This is a genomic window from Serratia sp. 2C06 (assembly GCF_050037615.1).
GTDB classification, from domain to species: Bacteria; Pseudomonadota; Gammaproteobacteria; order Enterobacterales; family Enterobacteriaceae; genus Serratia; species Serratia ureilytica.
Window position 1 is genome coordinate 3,160,183 of record NZ_CP188299.1, and the last position, 19,947, is coordinate 3,180,129.

Here is a 19,947-nt window from a genome sequence, read left to right on the forward strand (position 1 = left end):
CACTGCATTTGTTAGATCCGTGTCATGTTTTTGTTAATAAGCCATTCCAAAACGCATGTTTCGCTTGTTTGGGTTAAAAAGTTTCAATAATCTCAATTATGAAATAAATATTTAAAAAAGCGGCGAAGACGCGGCTTGCTCTACCAGGGGTTTATTTCAATTGATTGTTTTTAATCTGTTTTGAGATATCGATCACCATTTTGTTCACGGCCTTAATACGGTGATAACGCGGTAATTTCGCCGTATCAAAGGGATAACACCGACCGTAATGTTGTTTGAATGTAAAAAATATCTTTCATTAGCTGTCAATCAACAGACCACTTCATTCTAACGATTAAAGGGTAACGAACATGAAGCTGAAGAAACTGATCGCCGCCTCCGTACTGATGTGCATGCTGCCGGCCAGCGTGTTGGCGAAAGACATCAAGATCGGCGTTTCCATGGCTTACTTCGATGACAACTTCCTCACCATTCTGCGCCAGTCGATGCAAAACAAAATGAAAGCCGACGGCAACGTCAGCGGCCAGTTCGAAGACGCCAAGGGCGACATCGCGCAGCAAATTCAACAAATCGAAAACTTCGTCAGCCAGGGCGTCGACGCCATCATCCTCAACCCGGTGGATACTCAGGGCGTCAAGCCGATGATCAAATTGGCCGAGAACGCCAAGATCCCGCTGGTGTTCGTCAACCGCAAGCCGGAAGTGACGCTCCCGGCCGGCATGGCCTACGTCGGCTCCGATTCCAAGCTGGCCGGCAAACTGCAGATGGAAGCGTTGGCCAAGCTGATGAACGGCAAGGGCAACGTGATGATCCTGATGGGGGAATTGTCGAATGAATCGACCCGCGACCGCACCCGCGGCGTGGAAGAGGTGGCGGCCAACTATCCCGGCATCAAGATTGTCGATAAGCAAACCGCCAAGTGGACGCGTAAAGATGCGGTGGATATCACCACTGACTGGGTGCTGACCGGCCAGCAGATCGACGCCATCGCCTCCAACAACGATGAAATGGCCATCGGCGCCATCCTGGCGCTCAAGCAGGCTAAAAAGTCCGGCGTGCGGGTGGCCGGCGTGGATGGCACGCCCGATGCGCTGGAATTCATCAGAAAAGGCGATCTGGCGCTGAGCGTGTTCCAGGACGCCAAAGGCCAGGGCGAAGGCGCGGTGCAAACCGCCGTTCAGTTGGTGAAAGGCGAGAAGGTGGAGAGCAACGTGCTGATCCCTTATCAGTTGATCACCCAGGCCAATTACCAGCAATTCGCCGATAAAAACAAAAAATAAGCCTTGAAGCCTGCCGCAGGCGCTCCACCTGAGCGCCTGCGGCAGAAAACGTGGGTCAGTGCGGAGGTAAGCGGTATGTACCCTTATGTTCTTGAGGCCGAAGGCATCAGCAAGCAGTTCCCCGGCGTCAAAGCGCTGGATAAGGTCTCGATTAAAATCAAACCCGGCAGCGTGCATGCGCTGATGGGCGAAAACGGCGCGGGCAAGTCGACGCTGATGAAATGCCTGATCGGCATCTATCACCCGGATGAGGGCTCGATCAAAATCAAAGGCCGGCCGGTGACCTTCAGCGACACGCTGCAGGCGCTGCATTCGGGCATTTCCATGATTCACCAGGAGCTGAACCTGGTGCCCTACATGACGGTGGCGGAAAACATCTGGCTGGGTCGTGAGCCGGCGCGGCTGGGGTTCGTCAACCACGAACAGCTGAATGAACAAACCCGCGAGCTGCTGGCGCGGCTGAACATCAAACTGCGGCCGGAAACGCTGGTGGGCGAACTGAGCATCGCCAGCCAGCAGATGGTGGAGATCGCCAAGGCCGTATCCTACAACGCCGACGTGCTGATCATGGATGAGCCGACCTCGGCGCTGACCGAAGGTGAAGTGGTGCACCTGTTCGCCATCATTCGCGAGCTGCGCGAGCAGGGCAAGGGCATCATTTACATCAGCCACAAGATGGACGAAATCTTCGCCATCACCGACGAAGTGAGCATTTTCCGCGACGGCACCTTCATCGCCTGCGACAAAACCGAAAATCTGACCAAACAGTCGCTGATCACCATGATGGTGGGGCGTGAGCTGACGCAGATGTTCCCCAAATTCAACAACAACATCGGCGAGGAAGTGCTGCGGGTGGCCGGGTTGCGCCGCAGCGGCTGGTTCCACGACGTCTCGTTCAGCGTCAAACGCGGCGAGATCCTCGGCGTCGCCGGGCTGGTGGGCGCCGGACGCAGCGAAGTGATGGAAAGCCTGTTCGGCATGCACCCGGCGGACGGCGGCGAGATCTTTATCGAAGGCCAGGCGGTGAAGGTGGATTCCCCGGCGAAGGCGATCGAGAGCGGGCTGGCGTTTCTCACCGAAGATCGCAAGAAGTCCGGCCTGTTTCTGGTGCTGTCGGTGGTCGAAAACATGAGCATCGTCAACCTGTCGGAATACATCGGCAAGAACGGCTTCGTCAGCCATGTGCAGATGGCCAAAGACTGCATGGCGCAGATCAAGAAGCTCAACATCAAAACGCCGACCATGGATCAGATCATCAATAACCTCAGCGGCGGCAACCAGCAGAAGGTGCTGATCGCGCGCTGGCTGCTGGCGCAGCCGAAAATCCTGATACTTGACGAACCGACGCGCGGCATCGACGTGGGAGCCAAAGCGGAAATCTACCGCCTGATCAGCGAGCTGGCCAACCGCGGCGTCGCCATCATTCTGGTGTCTTCCGAGCTGCCGGAGATCCTCGGCATGAGCGATCGGGTGATGGTGATGCACGGCGGCCGCATCACCGGCATTTTGGACAAAGACGACGCGGACCAGGAAAAGATCCTGGCGCTGGCCTCAGAATAACGAAGGGTGAACATCATGAGTAACGTAAAGATTGAGAAGCCGCTCTCCGCCGATTCAACGGGCAAGGGATCGCTGTTCTCCGGGCTGAGCGGCAAAATGCCGAAAGACACCGGTATTTTCATCGTGATGCTCGGCATTGCGCTGATCTTCGAAATCCTCGGCTGGTACATGCGCGATCAGTCGTTCCTGCTTAACCCGAACCGCCTGCTGCTGATCGTGCTGCAGGTGGCGATCATCGGCATCATCGCGGTGGGCGTCACCCAGGTCATCATCACCACCGGCATCGATCTCTCATCCGGTTCGCTGATTGCGTTGACCGCGGTGGTGGCGGCCAGCCTGGCGCAGACCTCGGACAGCATTTCGCCGATGTATCCGGGGCTGCTCGATCTGCCGGCGGCGATCCCGATCGGTGCGGGGATCGGGGTTGGCATCGTCTGCGGCTTTATCAACGGCTTCCTGATCACCCGCACCGGCATTCCGCCGTTCATCGCCACGCTGGGGATGATGGTATCGGCGCGCGGTCTGGCGCAGTACTACACCAAGGGCAACCCGGTCAGCTTCCTGTCGGATGGCTTCACGGCGATCGGCCAGGGCGCGATGCCGGTGATCATCTTCCTGGTGATCGCGGTGATCTTCCACATCGCGCTGAAGCACACCCGTTATGGCAAATACATCTACGCCATCGGCGGCAACATGACCTCGGCGCGGGTTTCCGGCATCAACGTCAATAAGTACCTGGTGACGGTTTACACCATCGCCGGCGGGTTGGCGGGGCTGGCGGGCGTGGTGCTGGCGGCGCGCGTCAGCAGCGGCCAGTCGAGCATGGGCATGTCCTATGAGCTGGACGCCATCGCCGCGGCGGTGATCGGCGGCAGCAGCCTGATGGGCGGCGTCGGGCGCATTACCGGCACGCTGATCGGCGCGGTGATCCTCGGCCTTATCAAAAGCGGCTTCACCTTTATCGGCGTCGATTCTTACATTCAGGACATCATCAAAGGCGTGATTATCGTCGCCGCCGTGTCGATCGACATGCGTCGCAACCGCAAAAAACACTGATTGCCGTGAATTGCCGCCGGCGCCAAGGTTGGCCGGCGGCGTTTTTTTACCCGGGGGGACACATCATGAACTTTCTGAAAGGGCTGTGGCTGGCGGCGGCGCTGTGCGCTTCTGCGCCGGCATGGGCGCAAACCATCGGCGTATCGATGGCCTATTTCGACCAGAACTTCCTCACCATTATCCGCCAGGCGATCGACAAGGAGGCCAAAGCGCGCGGCATTACCGTGCAGTTCGAGGACGCGCGCGGCGACGTCGGCCGCCAGACCGATCAGGTGCAGAGCTTTATCAGCGCCGGGGTGGACGCGATTATCGTCGATCCGGTCAACTCGGCCAGCACGCCGGTGATGACCAAAATGGTGCAGGCCGCCGGCGTGCCGCTGGTGTACGTGAACCGCACGCCGGGCGACGCCAGGCTGCCGCAGGGAGTGGTGTTCGTCGGCTCCGACGAGCGGGAGTCCGGCACGTTGCAGATGGAAGAACTGGCGCGGCTGGCCAACTATCAGGGCAATGTGGCGGTGATGATCGGCAACCTGACCGACGCCGGCGCGCTGCAGCGCACCAAAGACGTGGAGCAGGTGGTGGCCAAATACCCGAAGATGAAGGTGGTGCAGAAACAGAGCGCCAACTATTCACGCAGTGAAGGTATGGACCTGATGATGAACTGGCTGACCAACGGCGAAACGATCGACATCGTCGCCGCCAACAATGACGAGATGGCGATCGGCGCGATCATGGCGCTGCAGCAGGCCGGCAAAGCGGACAAGAACGTGCTGATCGGCGGCATCGACGCCACGCCCGACGGCCTCAAGGCGCTGGCCTCCGGCAAGATGCAGGTCACGGTGTTCCAGGATGCGGTCGGCCAGGGCAAGGCGTCGGTCGATGTGGCGCAGCGCATGATCAACGGCGAAAAGCTTGAGCCGTATTACTGGATCCCGTTCGAGTTGGTGACGCCGGCCAATCAGGAGAAATACGCGGCCAAACCGTGAGTTCGCCGTCGGATCCGCGTTGCCGGGGCGCTGCTTGCAGCGCCTTTTTCATGGCGCCAATTGCATGTCCGCTTGCGGCCAGCGCGGCGCGGGATCTTGCCTCACACTGAGGCTCTTTTACGGTGTGAGGATAAGAGATGAACGCATTGAACGGTAAGGTGGCGGTGATTGGCGGCGCCAGTTCGGGGATCGGGCGGGCGGCGGCGCTGTTGTTCGCCCGGCAGGGGGCGACGCTGGTGCTGGGCGCCCGGCGCGAGCGGCTGCTGGCTGAACTGGTGGGGGACATTCGGCGCGAGGGCGGCCGGGCGTTGGCGGTAGCCGGTGACGTGCGCGACGAAGCCTTCGCCGAACGGTTGACGGCGACGGCCGTCGATGAATTCGGCGGGCTGGATATCGCCTTCAACAACGCCGGCACGTTGGGGCCGCTGGGGCCGTCGCTGGCGCTCAGCGCGTCAGAATGGCGCGACGTGCTGGAAACCAACCTGTCCAGCGCTTACTACAGCGCCAAATATCAAATCCCCGCCATGCAGGCGCGCGGCGCGGGCTCGGTGATCTTCACCTCCACGTTCGTCGGCCACACCGCGGCGTTTCCCGGTACGGCGGCCTATGCGGCCAGCAAATCGGGGCTGCTCGGCCTGACGCAGGCGCTGGCGGTGGAGTTTGGCGGACACGGCATTCGGGTGAACGCGCTGCTGCCGGGGGGCACCGACACGGCGATGGGGCGGCAGATGAGCAATACCCCGGAAGCATTGGCGCAGGTGGCCCAGCTGCACGCGCTGAAGCGGTTGGCGATGCCGGAGGAGATCGCGCAGGCGGCGCTGTATTTGGCGTCTGACGCTTCCTCGTTCGTCACCGGCACCGCAATGCTGGTGGACGGCGGCGTTTCCATCCAGCGCGGCTGAGGCTGTCATCGCCCGTGGCCAGGCGCCACGGGCCCTACGCGCGGCGTTACCAGCCTTTGACGGCGTCGCCCTTGTAGATTTCGGCGGCGCTGGCCGCCACTTCATCGGTCTGATAGGCCTTGACCAGATCCTTCACTTTCTCGCTGTCTTTGTTGTCGATGCGGCTGGCGAAGATGTTGACGTAAGGCGAGTTTTTGTCCTCGACAAACAGCCCGTCCTTCGCCGGCGACAGACCGATCTGGCTGGAATAGTTGGTGTTGATGATCGCCAGCGTCACCTGCTGGTCGTCCAGCGCGCGCGGCAGCTGCGGCGCTTCAATCTCGACGATTTTCAGCTTTTTCGGGTTGCTGACGATGTCCAGCGCGGTCGGCAGCAGGCCGACGCCGTCTTTCAGCGTAATCAGCCCCTGTTTTTGCAACAGCAGCAGCGAGCGGCCCAGGTTGGTCGGATCGTTCGGCACTGCCACCTGCGCGCCGTCCGGTAGTTGGCTGAGCGCGGTGATTTTCTTCGAATAGCCGGCGATCGGGTAGACGAAGGTGTTGCCTACTGCCGCCAGCTTGTAGCCGCGCTCCTGCATCTGTTTGTCCAGATACGGCTTGTGTTGGAAGGCGTTGACGTCCAGATCGCCGTTGTTCAGCGCTTCGTTCGGCAGCACGTAATCGTTGAAGGTCACCACCTCCACGTCCAGATCGTATTTCTGCTTGGCCACTTTCTGCACCACCGCCCACAGCGACTGATCGATGCCGGCGCTGATGCCGACCTTGATGTGGTGATCGTCCTGTGCGGTCGGGCCGCAGGCGGTCAGCAACAGCGTGCCGGCGGCGGCCAGCGCCAGCGTGAGGTTTTTCAGCGTAAATGTCATTTCCCCAGGGTCCTTGTCAACATTGCCTGCTAATTTAGGCGGGCAGAATAGTGGCAGTGACTGTAGGTAATCGCTGAGCTAAAACAAAATACTGATTCACTATGACTAATAGCGATTGGCTATGAGTAGCCGCCGCCCGGCGCGATGCGGATTGCTTTGACGGCGAATCGGCGGGCTTATTATGATAGCCGCTGGCCCGCGAGGGCAGACTGGGTACTGAAACGAAGGAAAAGACAATGCGATTGAACACTTGGAGCAAGGCGCTGCTGCCGCTGGTGGTGTTGGCCTGCGTCTCGGCGACTCAGGTTCGGGCGGCGGAGAGCGATACCGGGCCGATCCCTAAACAGCTGCTGGGCAACTGGCGCGTCAGCAAAATCGTGCCGACCCAAACCACCGGCTGCTGGGATCAGCAGCAGGCGCAGAGCCTGATCGGCGGCAAGATCAGCTATAAAGCGGATGCGTTCAGCTGGAACGGCACGGCGCTGAAAAGCGAGGGGGCTACCGTCAGCACCGTAGAGGCGCAGGAGTTTGTCGAGGACAACGCCGGCAGCAGTTCCTACATCGATTTCCCGATGCTGGGCATCAGCACGCCGTCGGTCGAGCGCGTGGCCATTCAGCATGCCGATATCGCTATCAAAGGCATCACCGATCAAGGCACCGAAGGGGTGCCCGGCGACAACGTGCTGGTGAAAGACGCCAACACGCTGATCCTGTCGTTGTGCAACGTCTGGTTTGAGGCGCAGCGCGAGAAGTAATTTCTGCCTTCAGCCCCGGCAACGGGGCTTTCCCACCGCATCACCTCCCGCCACGAGTGCCATTTCTGAACTAAAATTAACCATAACGATATGACCCCGGCGTGATATCGGAGCCTCGGCTCTACCGAGTCCATGACAGGAGGCGCTATGTGTTACCACCATATTGTCATCGCCACCGATCTGAGCGATGACGGCAAACGGCTGGTCGAAAAGGGGGCGCTGCTGGCGGAAGCGCTGAAGGCCAAACTCTCGCTGATCTATGTGGACGTTCATTACGACACCTACCACGCGGCGATCGGCTTTTCTGAGCGCAGCGACGACGGCGTGCCGTTCGAAGAGAAGATCCGCAAAGAGCTGGAACCCACCACGCAAAACGTCAATTACCCGATCGCGGAAGTGATTATCGGGCGCGGCGGCTTCGTTGACGAACTGCGCACGGCGATCGTGGATAAAGACATCGATCTGCTGGTGTTCGGCCATCACCACGATCTGTGGAGCAATCTGTTTTCTTCCACCCGCAACGCCATCAACCAGTTGAATATCGACGTGCTGGTGATCCCGATCCGTTCATAAGCGCGATCATGCCTCGTCCATTCACTCCGCGCTGCGGCGCGGAGTTTCTTTTGCAGCAAAAAATGCCTTGCTCGGTTGCATAATACATAAGTGAATACTAATGTGTTTGTATGAACGAAAATGACATCTTCAAGGCGTTGGCCGATCCGACCCGCCGCTGCATCTTCGACAAACTCGCCGCCGGCAGCATGAACGCCAGCGCGCTGCGCGAAGGGCTGACCATCAGCCAGTCGGCGATGTCGCAACACCTGGCGGTGCTGCGCAATGCCGGACTGGTGCGCGAGGCGAAACAGGGGCGCTTCGTCAATTACCAGGTCGACCCGGAGGGGCTGGCGCAGATCGCGCAGTGGCTGGCGAAGTACCGTGCTTACTGGCCGGCGCGCATCGACGCGCTGCAAACCTTGCTGAAGGACATGGATCAATGAACAAACAGGCCGAGCCGCCGCCGCATGAACGGCTGGTGTTGGAATATTCGCTTGATGCGCCGCCGGAAAAAGTGTGGCGAGCGCTCAGCGTGCCCGAATTGCGCGAGCAGTGGCTGCCGACGGGAGATCTGGCGCAGGCAGAACCGTTGGCCGCCACGCCGGGCGAAGCGGTGAGCTATCGCCTGCGCGACGACCAACCGCCGTTTCTCGAAAGCGTCGTCACCCTGCAGATCGTGCCGGACGCCGGCGGCGGCAGCCTGCTGCGGATTATCCACCAGCTCGACGCCGCCAACGATGGCCCGACGACGGTAATGCGCGCCGCCTGACGCGTTAAACACCTTTCTCTTTGTTGCCAACCCAGGAGTTCACCGATGCGTGAGAAGATGATGCTCGTCCCGATGGTGGTGGAGCAGACCAGCCGGGGAGAACGTTCCTTTGACATTTACTCGCGCCTGCTGCGCGATCGGATCGTGTTCCTCAACGGCGAAGTCAACGATGACGTGGCCGAAATGCTGTGCGCCCAGCTGCTGTTTCTGGAAGCGGAAAACCCGGAAAAACCGGTCCACCTGTACATCAACTCGCCGGGCGGGGCGATCACCAGCGGGCTGGCGATTTACGACACCATGCAGTATATCCGTGCCCCGGTGCATACGCTGTGCATGGGCACCGCGCGCTCGATGGGGTCGTTCCTGCTGATGGCCGGTGAGCCGGGGCACCGCATGGCGCTGCCCAACGCCAGTCTGCATGTGCACCAACCGCTGGGCGGCTTTCAGGGGCAGGCGTCCGACATTCTGATCCAGGCAGAGGAAATGAAACGCACCAAAGACCGGGTGATCCGGCTGTATGCCCAACATTGTGGCCTGAGCGAAGAGGAAGTGGAGCGGGTGTTGGATCGCGATCGCTTTATGACCGCCGACGAAGCGGCGGCCTGGGGATTGATCGATCGGGTATTGCGGGCGCGGTGAGTGTCGGCTCCGATAGCGGAATGAAGGGGGCAATATCACTCGATTATTGGTAGGTGAGCGCCGTTGAGGTGATCCAGCCACGCTGACCGGCACATTCGCCGGTAATGATGGAGATTTCTTTCCATTCCGCATTGCCGATGTCCATTGCAGCGCTTTTACCTGTCAATGCGACCTGTGTGCCGGCGATGAGCTGGCAAATATGTTTGGTGGGTTCCAACAAGTTACCCATATTGGGTTGAGCAATTAAAGGCATCGGCCGCTTCAGCACTAGCTGAGGCGCCTTTTCACCCGGTGTGTTAGTGATGGTGATATTTCCGCTATTACTACCAATCGTCGTATTCGCGCTGCCATTAACGAACTGACTGCGTGTTTCCGTTGAAGATGAAAAGGCAGAATAACCAGCGAAGAGGGTGCCGATAATTGTGGCTATGCCCGCGAGGATGGTGAGTTTATTTTGCAAGATATTTCTCCAGAGATATTTATTATATTGATGTTTGGTAAATATACCTTTCTCAATAAAATGGGTAAAGCGTAAATGAAACTATAATCCATCATATTTAAAAATGCATTTATGTTTAATTATTCACTTGGAATATAACTACAAATGCGTGTCATTCTAATTATTGTATTTGGTTGTTTCCTTATGTTAATAAACCAAGTTGGGAGAGATGTTTCATCTTTCTCACAATCATTCACGCGGGGATGTTTATTTTTTCTTTATTTAACAGTAAGGTTAGCCATTTTTTGTCTCACTTTTGCACACTTCACGTTGCCTCTTTTTTTGAACCAGTAATGTCTTTTTTTCTTCATGGCTAATTGTTATGAATTTGTTATTGATCACAAATTAAGCAATTTCGTGTTGCCATTGCCTTGTCTATACAACTATATACTTAAGGGGAAAGTAATGTTCAATAATCATCTTAACTTTTCGTGGTTAACTTTTTCAGGTGTTTAATTTTACGACTTAATAATGTCTAAACATTAATTCATTTTTAATTTGAATGAAATTGATGGGTTGAATGTCAATTTGCCGTATATCACGTGCTAATCGGGATTTTACGCTTCAAGGAGATAATCGAACATGAAACTTGGCGCATTTTTAATGCCGGCACATCCGCGTTATCGCTCGTTGCACGATGGGCATTACCACGATCTTGATACCTTGAGGTTTTTGGACAAAATCGGTTTTGATGAGGCTTGGATTGGCGAGCATTATACGATGCCGGCTGAACCGTGCCCTTCTCCAGATTTGCTCATCGCTCAAGCCATTTTGCAGACTGAGCGCATAAAATTGGCGCCGGGCGCCTTTATGCTGCCGTTTCATCATCCAGCCGAGTTGGCTCATCGCATTTGTTGGCTGGATCATATATCGAAGGGGCGATTAATGGTGGGAATTGGCGCCAGCGGTACCACGTTGGATCTCGACATGTTCGACATAGATCATAAGTCGGGTGTGCATCGGGAGATGACGGCAGAATCGATAGCGATCATGATGCGATTTTGGAATAGCGATGGGCCATTCGAATTTAAAGGTAAGTATTGGACAGCGCGTCGGCCGGCGGATCAGTGGGATAAAACCTCCGGTTATCACCTCAAGCCCTATCAATCACCCCATCCGCCAGTAGGCGTGACCGGCCTTTCACCTTCATCCTCGACGTTAAAGATTGCCGGTCGTAATGGCTGGATCCCTATCAGCTTTTGTTTTACGCCGCAGTATCTCCATACCCATTGGCAAGTTGTTGAAGAGGGCGCCGCATTGAATGGAAGGGTTCCTCCGGCCAGGGATACATGGCGTGTCAGTCGTCCTATTCTGATCGCCGACACAGATGCGCAAGCATGGCGGCTTGCTGTCGAAGGCGAAATGGGACGTTACTTTCGTGAGGATTACTTGCCGATGATCGCCGGCAACAAGGCGCTTGGTTTGTTCAAACATCACCCGGATGTACCCGACAGTGAAGTCACCGTCGAGTATTGCGCCAAGCATTGCTGGCTCCTTGGATCGCCGGAGACGGTACGTGAACGCATAGAAGAAATGCAATCGCTGTCTGGCGGATTCGGTGTGTTGCATGTCATGGGGTTCGATCATTTGGATGAATTGAAACCCTTACGTGAAAGCCATCGCGCATTGCAAGAGCTCGTCACGACGTATTTCGCCTGACCCAGACCGAATATCGGCACCGTGCGGTCATTCATGGAGAGAAAGATGCAACGTCAAAAAGCAACTCAGCCCCCCAATCGGACACGTCGATTTGCCGTTTTGGTGATCGACATGCAATACGACTTTCTGGATGAAGATGGTCCTGTTCCTTGCGAAGGAGGGCGGGAGATTATCGCGTCGCTTCAAGTTTTGTTGAGCTTTGCGCGCGGTGCGGGCATCCCGGTGATCTATACCTAGGAAAGTCACCGCGTCAACCGTGTGGACTTCGGCCGGGAGCTTGACTACGGCGAGACACTTCATTGCCTCGAAGGGAGTCGTGGCGTTGAGATCATCGCAGACTTATCTCCACAGGTTGGCGATCAGGTATTAATCAAACGCCGTTACAGTGCGTTCTTCGCCACCGACCTGGATCTTCTGCTGCGTGGGATGGGAGTAGATACCGTCGTTCTGACCGGTGTTGCCACGGATGTTTGTGTTCGTGCGACTGCTCAGGACGCCATGCAATTAGATTATCGCGTCATAGTGCCGCGCGAGTGCGTCGCGGGGACGCGTCAAGTGCGACATGAGGCGGCGCTTGAGAACATCGGTTATGTATTTGGCAGTATTCAGAGTTTGACTGAGGTTATGAATCTCTTGCGGGTGGGATTGGAGGAAACATGAACGCAACGCTGTCGATAAAACCGCTGGAAGAGCGATTCAGAAACGTCTTGCAAATCTTGGTTGAAAAACGGCTTAGCTTGAGCCGGGAACAGACCCGAGATCTGGTCCAGGCCATGCTGGGACAGCAATTGGATGATATGCAGATCGGCGCGTTGCTCGTCGCTATGGCACAAAAGGGCGAGTCCGCTGATGAGATCGCCGGTGCGGTTGACGCAATAGCGGCACGTTGCCGGCCATTGGTAAGCGGTTTGCCGCTTACGTTGAATATCGGTGGTACTGGAGGAGACCGGAGCGGGACCTTCAATATTTCCACCACGGCAGCCTTGGTTGTGGCCGCAACTGGCGTGCCAGTGATCAAGCATGGCAATAGTCGCGTAACCAGCGTCAGCGGCAGCAGCGACATGATGTCGGCGTTGGGCATTGATGTTTCGCGCAAGGGTGATGAAGCATGGCTGCGGCGGTCGTTGGCAACGAGCAACTTCGCGTTTCTCTCTACTTCGTCTTGGTATGCGTTTCCTGAACGGCTGACTGCTGTACGGCGCGCTTTGGGTGTTCGTAGCCTGTTTAATCTGAGTGGGTCGTTGGTTCATCCTGCTAACGTGACGCACCAACTGATAGGCGTTGCGCATGCTTCGCTTTTGTATCCCATGGCTGAGGCGCTGGTGAGGTTGGGCAAGGTGACGGCTTTTATCGTACATGGTGCCGGAGATTTGGATGAAGTCAGTTGCCTGGGAGAAACCCAGGTCCTGTGTGTAAGTGATGGCTGTATAGGTCGGTTTTCCGTGCAGCCGGATGATTTTGAGGTCCCTGCCTGTGAATTACGGGCGCTGCGAGGGGGGTCTGCGGAGCGTAACGCGAAAATCTGCCTGGCAGTGCTTAACGGCGAGCGGGGGACCTATCGCAACGCGACTATAGTGAGCGCCGCGACGGCGCTGGTGTTGGCCGGCAAGACGCGCTCCTTTGGCGAGGCGGCGAAACTCGTGCGGCAAGTATTGGATAACGGGCGGGCGTATCAGGTTCTTAAACGATTCAAGGAGACGATGAATGAGAACGAGAGTGGAAGTCTGCGGCATCACGCACCTTGAGGATGCTCTGGCGGCATTAAACGCGGGGGCCAATGCATTGGGGTTCATTTTTTCACAAAGTCCACGTCAGGTTTCGCCCGACGAAGCCCGTTCGATCATTGAACGATTGCCGCCTTTTACTCAGGTGGTCGGCGTGTTTGTCAATGAACCCAGGGAATGGGTGCAAAACATTATATGTTATTGCGGCCTGACAGCGATTCAGCTTCAGGGTGACGAAACGAATGAGTATTGCCAGGCATTTGATGTCCCGGTCATTAAAAGTTTCCATCTCGAAAGCACTTTGGCTCTGGACAGGATAAACGACTATCAGGTTAGTGCATACCTATTGGACACACAGGTCGAGGGGCTGAGCGGCGGTTCTGGAAAGCCATTCGATTGGAGTTTGTTGAAAAACAAAACATTTGCGCGGCCGGTAATTGTTGCGGGTGGACTGCATGCCGGCAATGTCAGCCATCTGATTCAGCATTGTTTCCCCACGGCCATTGATGTCTGTTCTGGCGTCTCTCGGTCCGCGCGCCGTAAGGACCCTGTGCGACTCCAAACCTTTTTTGACGCTGTCGCCTATGCCGATCGCCTTCGCGTGCAGGCGCCGGCTGAGAGTGGGCAAGAGGACATCCTCAAGGCGTCTTTTGATCGGCAGCCTTTGGTGGAGATTCAGGGGCGGCGGTTTTTGTTGAATGCTCTGACGGAACAGATCCCGGCAACCCCGGCTGAACTCTTGCGTGAAGCAGCCAGGCGAGTCTGCGATGCGGCGCAATTTCCGCCGGGAACCAAGCTGGTGGGGGAGGAAGACAAAGGAGGCGGTTTATTGGCTGCCGTTTCGCTGCTTTCAGGCCTGTCATACGGCATTGCCCGCTGGTACCCATCCGGTCTTGAAGGACAGGTTAAGGTTGATTTCGATTGCGAATATACCGGCGGCAGCCTCTTTTTGAACGGCGTGGAGCCCGGCGATAACGTTTATATCGTGGACGATCTCATCAGCACTGGCGGAACATTGGTGGGGTTGGTTTGTGCAGTGCGGAAAGCAGGGGCTGATGTATCAGGCATCTTATGTGTGGTGGAAAAACGCAATTATGGTGGAGCCAGGCGCGTGTTCGAGGCGACGGGGATCTCGGTGCAATCGCTTATTGAAGTGGATGTGAGCGGCGAGCATTCGGTCGTTGTCGGCGTTAATTATTAAATAAAAAGGAGGCTGTGATGGTCAAGGAAAGAAAATTCCGCGGTTGGTACATGGTCGGTGCCGTTCATCTTTTACTGGCGGTTATTTTTGGCGCTGCTTACTCATTCGGGGCATTTTTTACTGCATTACAGACGAACTTTGACGCAGGGCGTTTTTCTACCGCCTCAATCTTCTCGCTGACGGCGTTAATTTACTATGCCGTTGGGGTATTTTCCGGTGCCTGGAGCGATCGTACTTCGGTAAGGACGGTAACCGGCATTGGTATTTTACTGCTTTCGCTGGGATTCTTCGGCAGTAGCCTGCTGGCGTCGTCACTGACGGCGTTTTTGCTCACGTTTTGCCTGTTGGTAGGGGTTGGCGTCGGATTGGTTTACGTGCCGGCTGTTTCAACCATTCAACGCTGGTTCGTCGTTCATCGCAGCTCGGCTTCCGGCCTGGCGCTGGCTGGCACCGGCTTGGGAACGCTGGTGGGGCCGATGGTGGCCGGTGGGCTGATGCGACATTTGTCCTGGCAAAGCACTCTGCAAGTGTATGCCGTCGCTATCGCCGTGTTGGGGTTGGCTGCCGCCTTCATTTTACGAGGCCGGCCAGAGGACGTGGGCGAATATCCCGATGGGCTTCGTCCCGTTGAGGTGACCTCAATGCAGCGTCCAGGCTTCAGCGGTAGCGTCACGCTGCGAGAGGCCGCTGGCCGAGCTCAATTTTGGTGGTTTTTTATCGCGATATTTTTCGGCTCTATCGGACTGTTCCTGGCGTTGGTTCATATCAATCCTTATGCGCAGCAACAGGGGCTGCATGTAACACAAGCCAATCTGCTCATCGGTTTGATCGGCGTGGGCAATATCGGCGGCCGTCTGGTTTTGGGACGAATAGGCGACCGTCTGGGCGCGCGGCGTTTTTTGGTTATCGTCACGTTGAGTTTGGCCCTGTTATGCGGTTTTTGGAGTGTGGCGCACAGCTTTACCGCGCTGGCGATTTTCGCGCTGTTGTTCGGCGCGGCCAACGGCGGCTGTATTGCGCTGTACCCGGCAGTGGCCAGTACATGGTTCGGCACCGCCAATCTGGGCGCCATTCTGGGGGCATTGTATATCGCCGTGGGGATCGCCGCCGTTGGCGGGGGCAGCGCCGCCGGTTGGCTGTATGACCTGTATCAGAGTTACACGTTGTCTATTGCGTTGGCCGGCATGGCGGCGCTGTTGTCTGCGTTGGGGATCGTCTTGGCTTCTCGCTGTACTTCCCGGATGGGATGAGGGAGGAGTCAAATGCTATTGCCTAATGACTTGCGCTCTGCCTTGGCGTTGTTGCGGCAAGCAGGGGATGAGATTACCCCGGTGGAGAGATCGATTTCTCCCGAGGTGGAGATGATTGAAGATTTTCTCGATGCCTATCGCCAGCCTGGCGGTTCCTGGTTTGCCGATGAGCAACCGTTACGGCTTTATCGACGACCAACGCGGGGCGAGTTTCCCGTTTTGATGGGGATGTTTGGTAATCGCCGTCGTTGCAGGCTGTTTTTGGATCCCTTCGGACGTTACTCCGCAGACATATCAAATGCTCAGTTGTTGTTGCAGGCGGCGAATAGGCCGATAGCGCCCAGATTACTGGGCGGGGAGGAACGCAACTTTCACAACGTGCGTAAGCCTGCTGAAATCCTGGCTTTGCTGCCGATCCTACGTTATCTGCAAGATGATCCTGGGCCGACGGTGACGTTGGGGTTGATCTATGCGCACGATAATCGAACCGGAGCCGCGAATTGTTCTTACCACCGAGTTACCTTCAAAGAGGATTCGGCGGTGGTGGCGATTGACTCTCGTGGTCACTTACAACACATGCTTTCGACACATCTGGCGCGCGGAGAGCTACTGCCGATTTCCGTCAATATCGGGCTTGATCCGGCCATTTATCTGGCTTCGACATTGACTCGGCCTTGTCTTTCTTACGGTAGCGACGAGTTAGGCGTTGCGGGGGCCCTGCGCGGCAATGCGGTGGAGATTGCGCCATGTCACGCCAATACGGGGCGATATATCGCCCATGCCGAGATCGTTATAGAAGGGATGTTGGGGGCGGAAAAAGAACCGGAGACAGCGGAGGTGGCCGGTTTTTCCTTACCTGAGTATCTCGGTTATCGCTCGCCATGTGGTATGGCCACAACACTGCAGGTTCAGGCGGTAAGCCACCGCGCCGGGGCGATATATCAGACGCTGTCGGGTCCTGGTGTGGAGCAATCCATTCTGCTTGGTTTAGGCCAAGAGTGTTCGCTGCTCGCCCGACTAAAAACAGAGGGGCTTGAGAGGCTGTTTTGTCGCGTCGCGGCTCTGCCTTCCGGCGGCGGTCACTTGCTTACCGTATTGCAAGTCGTTAAACGCGCTTGCAGTGATGACCTGCGCGTTATCGACGCAGCCAAGAGATTGCTCGGTGAGGTGCCGTCACTCAAAAATGTGTTACTGGTGGATGAGGATGTTGACCCTTATTCGGAGCGTGATGTCCTCTGGGCTATGAGTACGCGCGCCCGACTTGAACGCGATATTCATGTCAGCGCTTTGCTGCCCGGCACTTCCCTTGATCCCTCGCAATTGCCGCTCTATGGCGGGAGTGATGCGAATGGGCTCGTCAATAAATGCGTCGTTGATTGTACGGTTCCTTTTAGCTCTCGGCGGCGTTTTCAACGGGCGTTTTAATGTGAGCGGTACGCCTTTCTGCAGCCTGCCTGACCAGGCTGGCGAACCATGATGTCTGTCATGTTGAAGGAGACAAACCATGACGAATACTCTCGATCCTCGTTTCGATTCCACCCGGACTATTTGTGCCCCCAGGGGCAACGAATTGACCTGCAAAAATTGGCTGACCGAGGCGGCCTATCGAATGATTCAAAATAATCTGGATCCCGACGTCGCCGAAAACCCGCAAGGGCTGGTTGTGTATGGCGGTATCGGTCGCGCTGCGCGCAATTGGCAATGTTACGATCAGATTTTGGCCTCACTTAAAGCGCTCAATGAAGACGAAACTCTGTTGGTTCAATCCGGAAAACCGGTTGGAGTATTCCGCACCCATACTGATGCTCCCCGAGTGTTAATCGCCAATTCTAATTTGGTTCCACAGTGGGCCAATTGGGAACACTTCAGCGAGCTTGATCGCAAGGGATTGTTCATGTACGGGCAAATGACTGCCGGTAGTTGGATCTACATCGGTAGCCAGGGCATTGTGCAGGGTACGTTTGAAACGTTTGCCGAAGCGGGCCGCCAGCACTATGGCGGGGATCTGACCGGACGCTGGATCCTCACCGCCGGGCTGGGGGGGATGGGCGGGGCGCAGCCGTTAGCGGCGACATTGGCCGGCGCGGTTTCGTTGAATATAGAGTGTCAGCAGAGTAGCCTGGATTTTCGTTTGCGTACGCGCTATCTCGATAAACAGGCAAAAGATCTGGATGAAGCTATCGCCTTGATCAAGGCGCACACGGCGGCCGGACAGGCGGTTTCTATAGGCCTGCTAGGCAATGCCGCAGAGGTGTTGCCTGAACTGGTCAAACGCGCGCGTGCAGGCGGCATCCGACCCGATCTGGTTACCGATCAGACGTCTGCGCACGACCTGATCCACGGTTATTTGCCGGTGGGATGGAGCGTGGCGCAGTGGAAAGCAGCGCAACGCGATCCGGGGCAGCATGCCAGGTTGGCTGACGCCGCAGCTGCTAGCTGCGCCATTCATGTGCAGGCAATGCTTGATTTCGTTGACATGGGTGTGCCGGCTGTTGATTACGGTAACAATATTCGCCAGGTCGCACGCGATATGGGCGTGGAAAATGCTTTCGATTTTCCTGGCTTCGTACCGGCTTATATTCGCCCCCTGTTTTGCGAGGGCAAAGGGCCGTTTCGCTGGGTGGCGTTATCTGGCGATCCGGAAGATATCTACAAAACGGACGCCAAGGTTAAAGCGCTGTTTCCTGAAAACCAGCATATCCATCGTTGGCTGGATATGGCGCGTGAGCGCATTGCTTTCCAGGGATTGCCGGCGCGTATCTGTTGGTTGGGGTTGGGCGAGCGTCATCTGGCAGGCCTGGCTTTCAACGAGATGGTGCGTAGAGGGGAGCTTAGCGCACCGGTTGTTATCGGCCGAGATCATCTGGATACTGGCTCTGTCGCCAGCCCCAATCGTGAAACCGAAAGCATGAAGGATGGAACCGATGCCGTTTCCGATTGGCCGTTGCTGAATGCATTGCTCAATACTGCGGGCGGCGCTACCTGGGTGAGTTTGCATCATGGTGGCGGTGTGGGGATGGGATATTCGCAGCATTCGGGAATGGTGATCGTGTGCGATGGCAGTGAGGAGGCTGACCGGCGGCTTGCTCGGGTGTTGGTCAACGACTGCGGTTCCGGCGTGATGCGCCATGCCGATGCTGGCTATGAGCAAGCCGTTGCTGCCGCGAAAAGATTTGGATTGAAACTGCCGATGCTTTGAGAATAAGAGCATATTGAGGCTTTATAGCGGTTCTTATAAGGTAGAACCGCTATTTCTCTATAGGATGATTTTTACACCGTATTGCCTGTCTTGTGAGTATTTCACCTCTGGGCATGTGACGATTTAGTCTTGGCGTCAACTTACGGTTTTGCTGTCTGGCCTTCTTGCCAGTTTTGCCAAACGTGTTCAAGCCCGAATTCGACCATCGCGAAATAGAGACTGAAATAACGCTCCGCCATGATGAAAAACGAACTGTTGAGTTCGATCACCACATTATTGGTGGTGGCCAGCAGGCCGGATTTTTCCGCCGCCTGCAGAATGCGGTTCACGTGAGCGCGAGAGACGGAACACGACTTGGCGATTTTCGCCGAGGAGAGCAGCAGAAAGGGGGAGTCCTGTCGGATGCTTTCGATAAACAGCATCAACAACACCATGTGGCCGGCGTCTTTGCTGATAAACAGCCCGGACTGTGGCACCAGGTCGATCAGGTAGATCTCCTTGAGCATCAGTTGCCCGTAGGCGGCGAAAAAGGTGGGCAGAAAGTCGGGCGCCGCCAGCAGCGCCGCGATGGGCATCTGTGGCGCCAGCGCCTGATAAGGCCGCGCCATTGAGGCGATCAGCGCCTGAGTTTCCGCCAGCGCGTGCGGCGTAGGTTTATAGCGCAACTGGCGTTTGTCATGCTCGCAGGGTTTGACCTCCAGCCGGCGCCCGACCCGTAAAAAGAACAGAAAGGAATCCAGGGAGTTCTCGCTGATCATATTCTTCCCTTTGAAAAAGGCTTTGATGTCTTTCAGCGCGGCGGCGGGCTGGTGGTAATAAATGGACAGGATGGTGGAGCAGATGATGAACCGGCTGTTCCTGAAAATGATTTTGTAAAACAGCGGATGCTTCTTGTAGGTCTCCCTCAATAATTCCCCGTGTTTGACGATGGCGGTGTGAAACGCCGCTGACTGCCTGATGTTGTTGGCCTGTTTCTCCAGATGAAACTGTAGCTGGAATCTGCTTAGACTCATTTTCCCTATTTCCTGTACTTAAAAAAATGCGCTGCTTT

Annotated in this window: 21 protein-coding genes; 18 read left to right on the forward strand and 3 right to left on the reverse strand. The window is 56.3% G+C overall.

The genetic code is table 11. From position 1 onward, the window contains the following. The first annotated feature begins 350 nt into the window (after positions 1-350). From ACP3TA_RS15705 to ACP3TA_RS15725, 5 genes are all read left to right on the forward strand, one after another. Positions 351-1,280 carry a sugar ABC transporter substrate-binding protein gene (locus tag ACP3TA_RS15705; RefSeq protein ID WP_033652022.1) on the forward strand — a complete coding sequence of 310 codons (930 nt, stop codon included), beginning with the start codon at positions 351-353 and terminating at the stop codon, positions 1,278-1,280. A 75-nt stretch (positions 1,281-1,355) separates the two neighbouring features. Next, the gene (locus tag ACP3TA_RS15710; RefSeq protein ID WP_033642731.1) at positions 1,356-2,840 is read left to right on the forward strand and encodes a sugar ABC transporter ATP-binding protein; all 1,485 of its coding nucleotides are present in this window, start codon (positions 1,356-1,358) and stop codon (positions 2,838-2,840) included. Positions 2,841-2,855: 15 nt separating this feature from the next. After that, positions 2,856-3,896, forward strand: coding sequence for an ABC transporter permease (locus ACP3TA_RS15715; RefSeq protein WP_033652114.1), 1,041 nt, complete (start codon positions 2,856-2,858; stop codon positions 3,894-3,896). 65 nt (positions 3,897-3,961) lie between these two features. Beyond that, positions 3,962-4,882, forward strand: a complete 921-nt coding sequence (locus tag ACP3TA_RS15720; RefSeq protein WP_033642732.1) for a sugar ABC transporter substrate-binding protein — start codon at positions 3,962-3,964, stop codon at positions 4,880-4,882. A gap of 137 nt (positions 4,883-5,019) precedes the next feature. After that, a complete protein-coding gene (locus tag ACP3TA_RS15725; RefSeq protein WP_426784366.1) occupies positions 5,020-5,784 on the forward strand; it encodes an SDR family oxidoreductase in 765 nt (254 codons plus the stop codon). Between the two features lie 46 nt (positions 5,785-5,830). On the opposite strand, the gene metQ is transcribed toward ACP3TA_RS15725, so the two are convergent. Continuing rightward, positions 5,831-6,646 carry a methionine ABC transporter substrate-binding lipoprotein MetQ gene (gene metQ, locus ACP3TA_RS15730; RefSeq protein WP_015377546.1) on the reverse strand — a complete coding sequence of 272 codons (816 nt, stop codon included), beginning with the start codon at positions 6,644-6,646 and terminating at the stop codon, positions 5,831-5,833. 236 nt (positions 6,647-6,882) lie between these two features. Between metQ and ACP3TA_RS15735 the strand changes: the two genes are divergently transcribed. The 5 genes from ACP3TA_RS15735 to ACP3TA_RS15755 all read left to right on the forward strand — a co-directional run bounded on the left by ACP3TA_RS15735 (position 6,883) and on the right by ACP3TA_RS15755 (position 9,364). Then, entirely contained in the window at positions 6,883-7,401 is a 519-nt protein-coding gene (locus ACP3TA_RS15735) for a hypothetical protein (protein ID WP_033642734.1), read from the forward strand. Positions 7,402-7,548: 147 nt separating this feature from the next. After that, complete coding sequence (locus ACP3TA_RS15740; protein WP_033642735.1) at positions 7,549-7,974, forward strand: universal stress protein; 426 nt, start codon at positions 7,549-7,551, stop codon at positions 7,972-7,974. A 110-nt stretch (positions 7,975-8,084) separates the two neighbouring features. Further along, complete coding sequence (locus ACP3TA_RS15745) at positions 8,085-8,399, forward strand: ArsR/SmtB family transcription factor (protein ID WP_033642736.1); 315 nt, start codon at positions 8,085-8,087, stop codon at positions 8,397-8,399. After that, positions 8,396-8,725: an SRPBCC family protein gene (locus ACP3TA_RS15750; protein ID WP_033652026.1), complete on the forward strand. Its 330-nt coding sequence runs from the start codon at positions 8,396-8,398 to the stop codon at positions 8,723-8,725. The genes ACP3TA_RS15745 and ACP3TA_RS15750 overlap by 4 nt, the downstream gene beginning before the upstream one ends. Before the next feature lie 45 nt (positions 8,726-8,770). After that, positions 8,771-9,364 carry an ATP-dependent Clp protease proteolytic subunit gene (locus tag ACP3TA_RS15755; protein ID WP_046686880.1) on the forward strand — a complete coding sequence of 198 codons (594 nt, stop codon included), beginning with the start codon at positions 8,771-8,773 and terminating at the stop codon, positions 9,362-9,364. A 43-nt stretch (positions 9,365-9,407) separates the two neighbouring features. On the opposite strand, the gene ACP3TA_RS15760 is transcribed toward ACP3TA_RS15755, so the two are convergent. After that, on the reverse strand, positions 9,408-9,824 hold the full coding sequence (locus tag ACP3TA_RS15760; protein WP_046686881.1) for a hypothetical protein: 417 nt from the start codon (positions 9,822-9,824) through the stop codon (positions 9,408-9,410). 621 nt (positions 9,825-10,445) lie between these two features. Between ACP3TA_RS15760 and ACP3TA_RS15765 the strand changes: the two genes are divergently transcribed. From ACP3TA_RS15765 to hutU, 8 genes are all read left to right on the forward strand, one after another. Beyond that, positions 10,446-11,522 carry an LLM class flavin-dependent oxidoreductase gene (locus ACP3TA_RS15765; RefSeq protein ID WP_426784367.1) on the forward strand — a complete coding sequence of 359 codons (1,077 nt, stop codon included), beginning with the start codon at positions 10,446-10,448 and terminating at the stop codon, positions 11,520-11,522. Between the two features lie 45 nt (positions 11,523-11,567). Beyond that, on the forward strand, positions 11,568-11,759 hold the full coding sequence (locus ACP3TA_RS15770; RefSeq protein ID WP_198809268.1) for an isochorismatase family protein: 192 nt from the start codon (positions 11,568-11,570) through the stop codon (positions 11,757-11,759). Positions 11,760-11,780: 21 nt separating this feature from the next. Further along, on the forward strand, positions 11,781-12,182 hold the full coding sequence (locus ACP3TA_RS15775) for a cysteine hydrolase family protein (protein ID WP_198809267.1): 402 nt from the start codon (positions 11,781-11,783) through the stop codon (positions 12,180-12,182). Further along, on the forward strand, positions 12,179-13,267 hold the full coding sequence (trpD, locus tag ACP3TA_RS15780; RefSeq protein WP_198809266.1) for an anthranilate phosphoribosyltransferase: 1,089 nt from the start codon (positions 12,179-12,181) through the stop codon (positions 13,265-13,267). The genes ACP3TA_RS15775 and trpD overlap by 4 nt, the downstream gene beginning before the upstream one ends. After that, positions 13,227-14,447 (forward strand): hypothetical protein, encoded by a 1,221-nt coding sequence (locus tag ACP3TA_RS15785; protein WP_426784369.1) that lies wholly within the window; start codon positions 13,227-13,229, stop codon positions 14,445-14,447. Before trpD ends, ACP3TA_RS15785 begins: the two co-directional genes overlap by 41 nt. A 17-nt stretch (positions 14,448-14,464) precedes the next feature. Further along, on the forward strand, positions 14,465-15,697 hold the full coding sequence (locus tag ACP3TA_RS15790; protein ID WP_046686884.1) for an MFS transporter: 1,233 nt from the start codon (positions 14,465-14,467) through the stop codon (positions 15,695-15,697). A gap of 12 nt (positions 15,698-15,709) precedes the next feature. Beyond that, positions 15,710-17,122 carry a UbiD family decarboxylase gene (locus ACP3TA_RS15795; protein ID WP_052764905.1) on the forward strand — a complete coding sequence of 471 codons (1,413 nt, stop codon included), beginning with the start codon at positions 15,710-15,712 and terminating at the stop codon, positions 17,120-17,122. A gap of 79 nt (positions 17,123-17,201) precedes the next feature. Continuing rightward, entirely contained in the window at positions 17,202-18,896 is a 1,695-nt protein-coding gene (gene hutU / locus ACP3TA_RS15800) for a urocanate hydratase (protein WP_196018465.1), read from the forward strand. A gap of 140 nt (positions 18,897-19,036) precedes the next feature. Here hutU and ACP3TA_RS15805 read toward each other — a convergent pair whose 3' ends face one another. Continuing rightward, positions 19,037-19,909 carry a hypothetical protein gene (locus tag ACP3TA_RS15805; RefSeq protein WP_046686886.1) on the reverse strand — a complete coding sequence of 291 codons (873 nt, stop codon included), beginning with the start codon at positions 19,907-19,909 and terminating at the stop codon, positions 19,037-19,039. Positions 19,910-19,947 lie beyond the last annotated feature (38 nt).

What these genes read in the sequence shown, in the direction of transcription:
- ACP3TA_RS15755 (WP_046686880.1), top strand. Translation starts at nt 8,771, where the DNA reads ATGCGTGAGAAGATGATGCTCGTCCCGATGGTGGTGGAGCAGACCAGC.
- hutU (WP_196018465.1), top strand. Translation starts at nt 17,202, where the DNA reads ATGACGAATACTCTCGATCCTCGTTTCGATTCCACCCGGACTATTTGT.
- ACP3TA_RS15765 (WP_426784367.1), top strand. Translation starts at nt 10,446, where the DNA reads ATGAAACTTGGCGCATTTTTAATGCCGGCACATCCGCGTTATCGCTCG.
- ACP3TA_RS15705 (WP_033652022.1), top strand. Translation starts at nt 351, where the DNA reads ATGAAGCTGAAGAAACTGATCGCCGCCTCCGTACTGATGTGCATGCTG.
- ACP3TA_RS15750 (WP_033652026.1), top strand. Translation starts at nt 8,396, where the DNA reads ATGAACAAACAGGCCGAGCCGCCGCCGCATGAACGGCTGGTGTTGGAA.
- ACP3TA_RS15795 (WP_052764905.1), top strand. Translation starts at nt 15,710, where the DNA reads ATGCTATTGCCTAATGACTTGCGCTCTGCCTTGGCGTTGTTGCGGCAA.
- metQ (WP_015377546.1), bottom strand. Translation starts at nt 6,646, where the DNA reads ATGACATTTACGCTGAAAAACCTCACGCTGGCGCTGGCCGCCGCCGGC.
- ACP3TA_RS15785 (WP_426784369.1), top strand. Translation starts at nt 13,227, where the DNA reads ATGAGAACGAGAGTGGAAGTCTGCGGCATCACGCACCTTGAGGATGCT.
- trpD (WP_198809266.1), top strand. Translation starts at nt 12,179, where the DNA reads ATGAACGCAACGCTGTCGATAAAACCGCTGGAAGAGCGATTCAGAAAC.
- ACP3TA_RS15790 (WP_046686884.1), top strand. Translation starts at nt 14,465, where the DNA reads ATGGTCAAGGAAAGAAAATTCCGCGGTTGGTACATGGTCGGTGCCGTT.
- ACP3TA_RS15735 (WP_033642734.1), top strand. Translation starts at nt 6,883, where the DNA reads ATGCGATTGAACACTTGGAGCAAGGCGCTGCTGCCGCTGGTGGTGTTG.
- ACP3TA_RS15770 (WP_198809268.1), top strand. Translation starts at nt 11,568, where the DNA reads ATGCAACGTCAAAAAGCAACTCAGCCCCCCAATCGGACACGTCGATTT.
- ACP3TA_RS15715 (WP_033652114.1), top strand. Translation starts at nt 2,856, where the DNA reads ATGAGTAACGTAAAGATTGAGAAGCCGCTCTCCGCCGATTCAACGGGC.
- ACP3TA_RS15745 (WP_033642736.1), top strand. Translation starts at nt 8,085, where the DNA reads ATGAACGAAAATGACATCTTCAAGGCGTTGGCCGATCCGACCCGCCGC.
- ACP3TA_RS15725 (WP_426784366.1), top strand. Translation starts at nt 5,020, where the DNA reads ATGAACGCATTGAACGGTAAGGTGGCGGTGATTGGCGGCGCCAGTTCG.
- ACP3TA_RS15805 (WP_046686886.1), bottom strand. Translation starts at nt 19,909, where the DNA reads ATGAGTCTAAGCAGATTCCAGCTACAGTTTCATCTGGAGAAACAGGCC.
- ACP3TA_RS15720 (WP_033642732.1), top strand. Translation starts at nt 3,962, where the DNA reads ATGAACTTTCTGAAAGGGCTGTGGCTGGCGGCGGCGCTGTGCGCTTCT.
- ACP3TA_RS15710 (WP_033642731.1), top strand. Translation starts at nt 1,356, where the DNA reads ATGTACCCTTATGTTCTTGAGGCCGAAGGCATCAGCAAGCAGTTCCCC.
- ACP3TA_RS15740 (WP_033642735.1), top strand. Translation starts at nt 7,549, where the DNA reads ATGTGTTACCACCATATTGTCATCGCCACCGATCTGAGCGATGACGGC.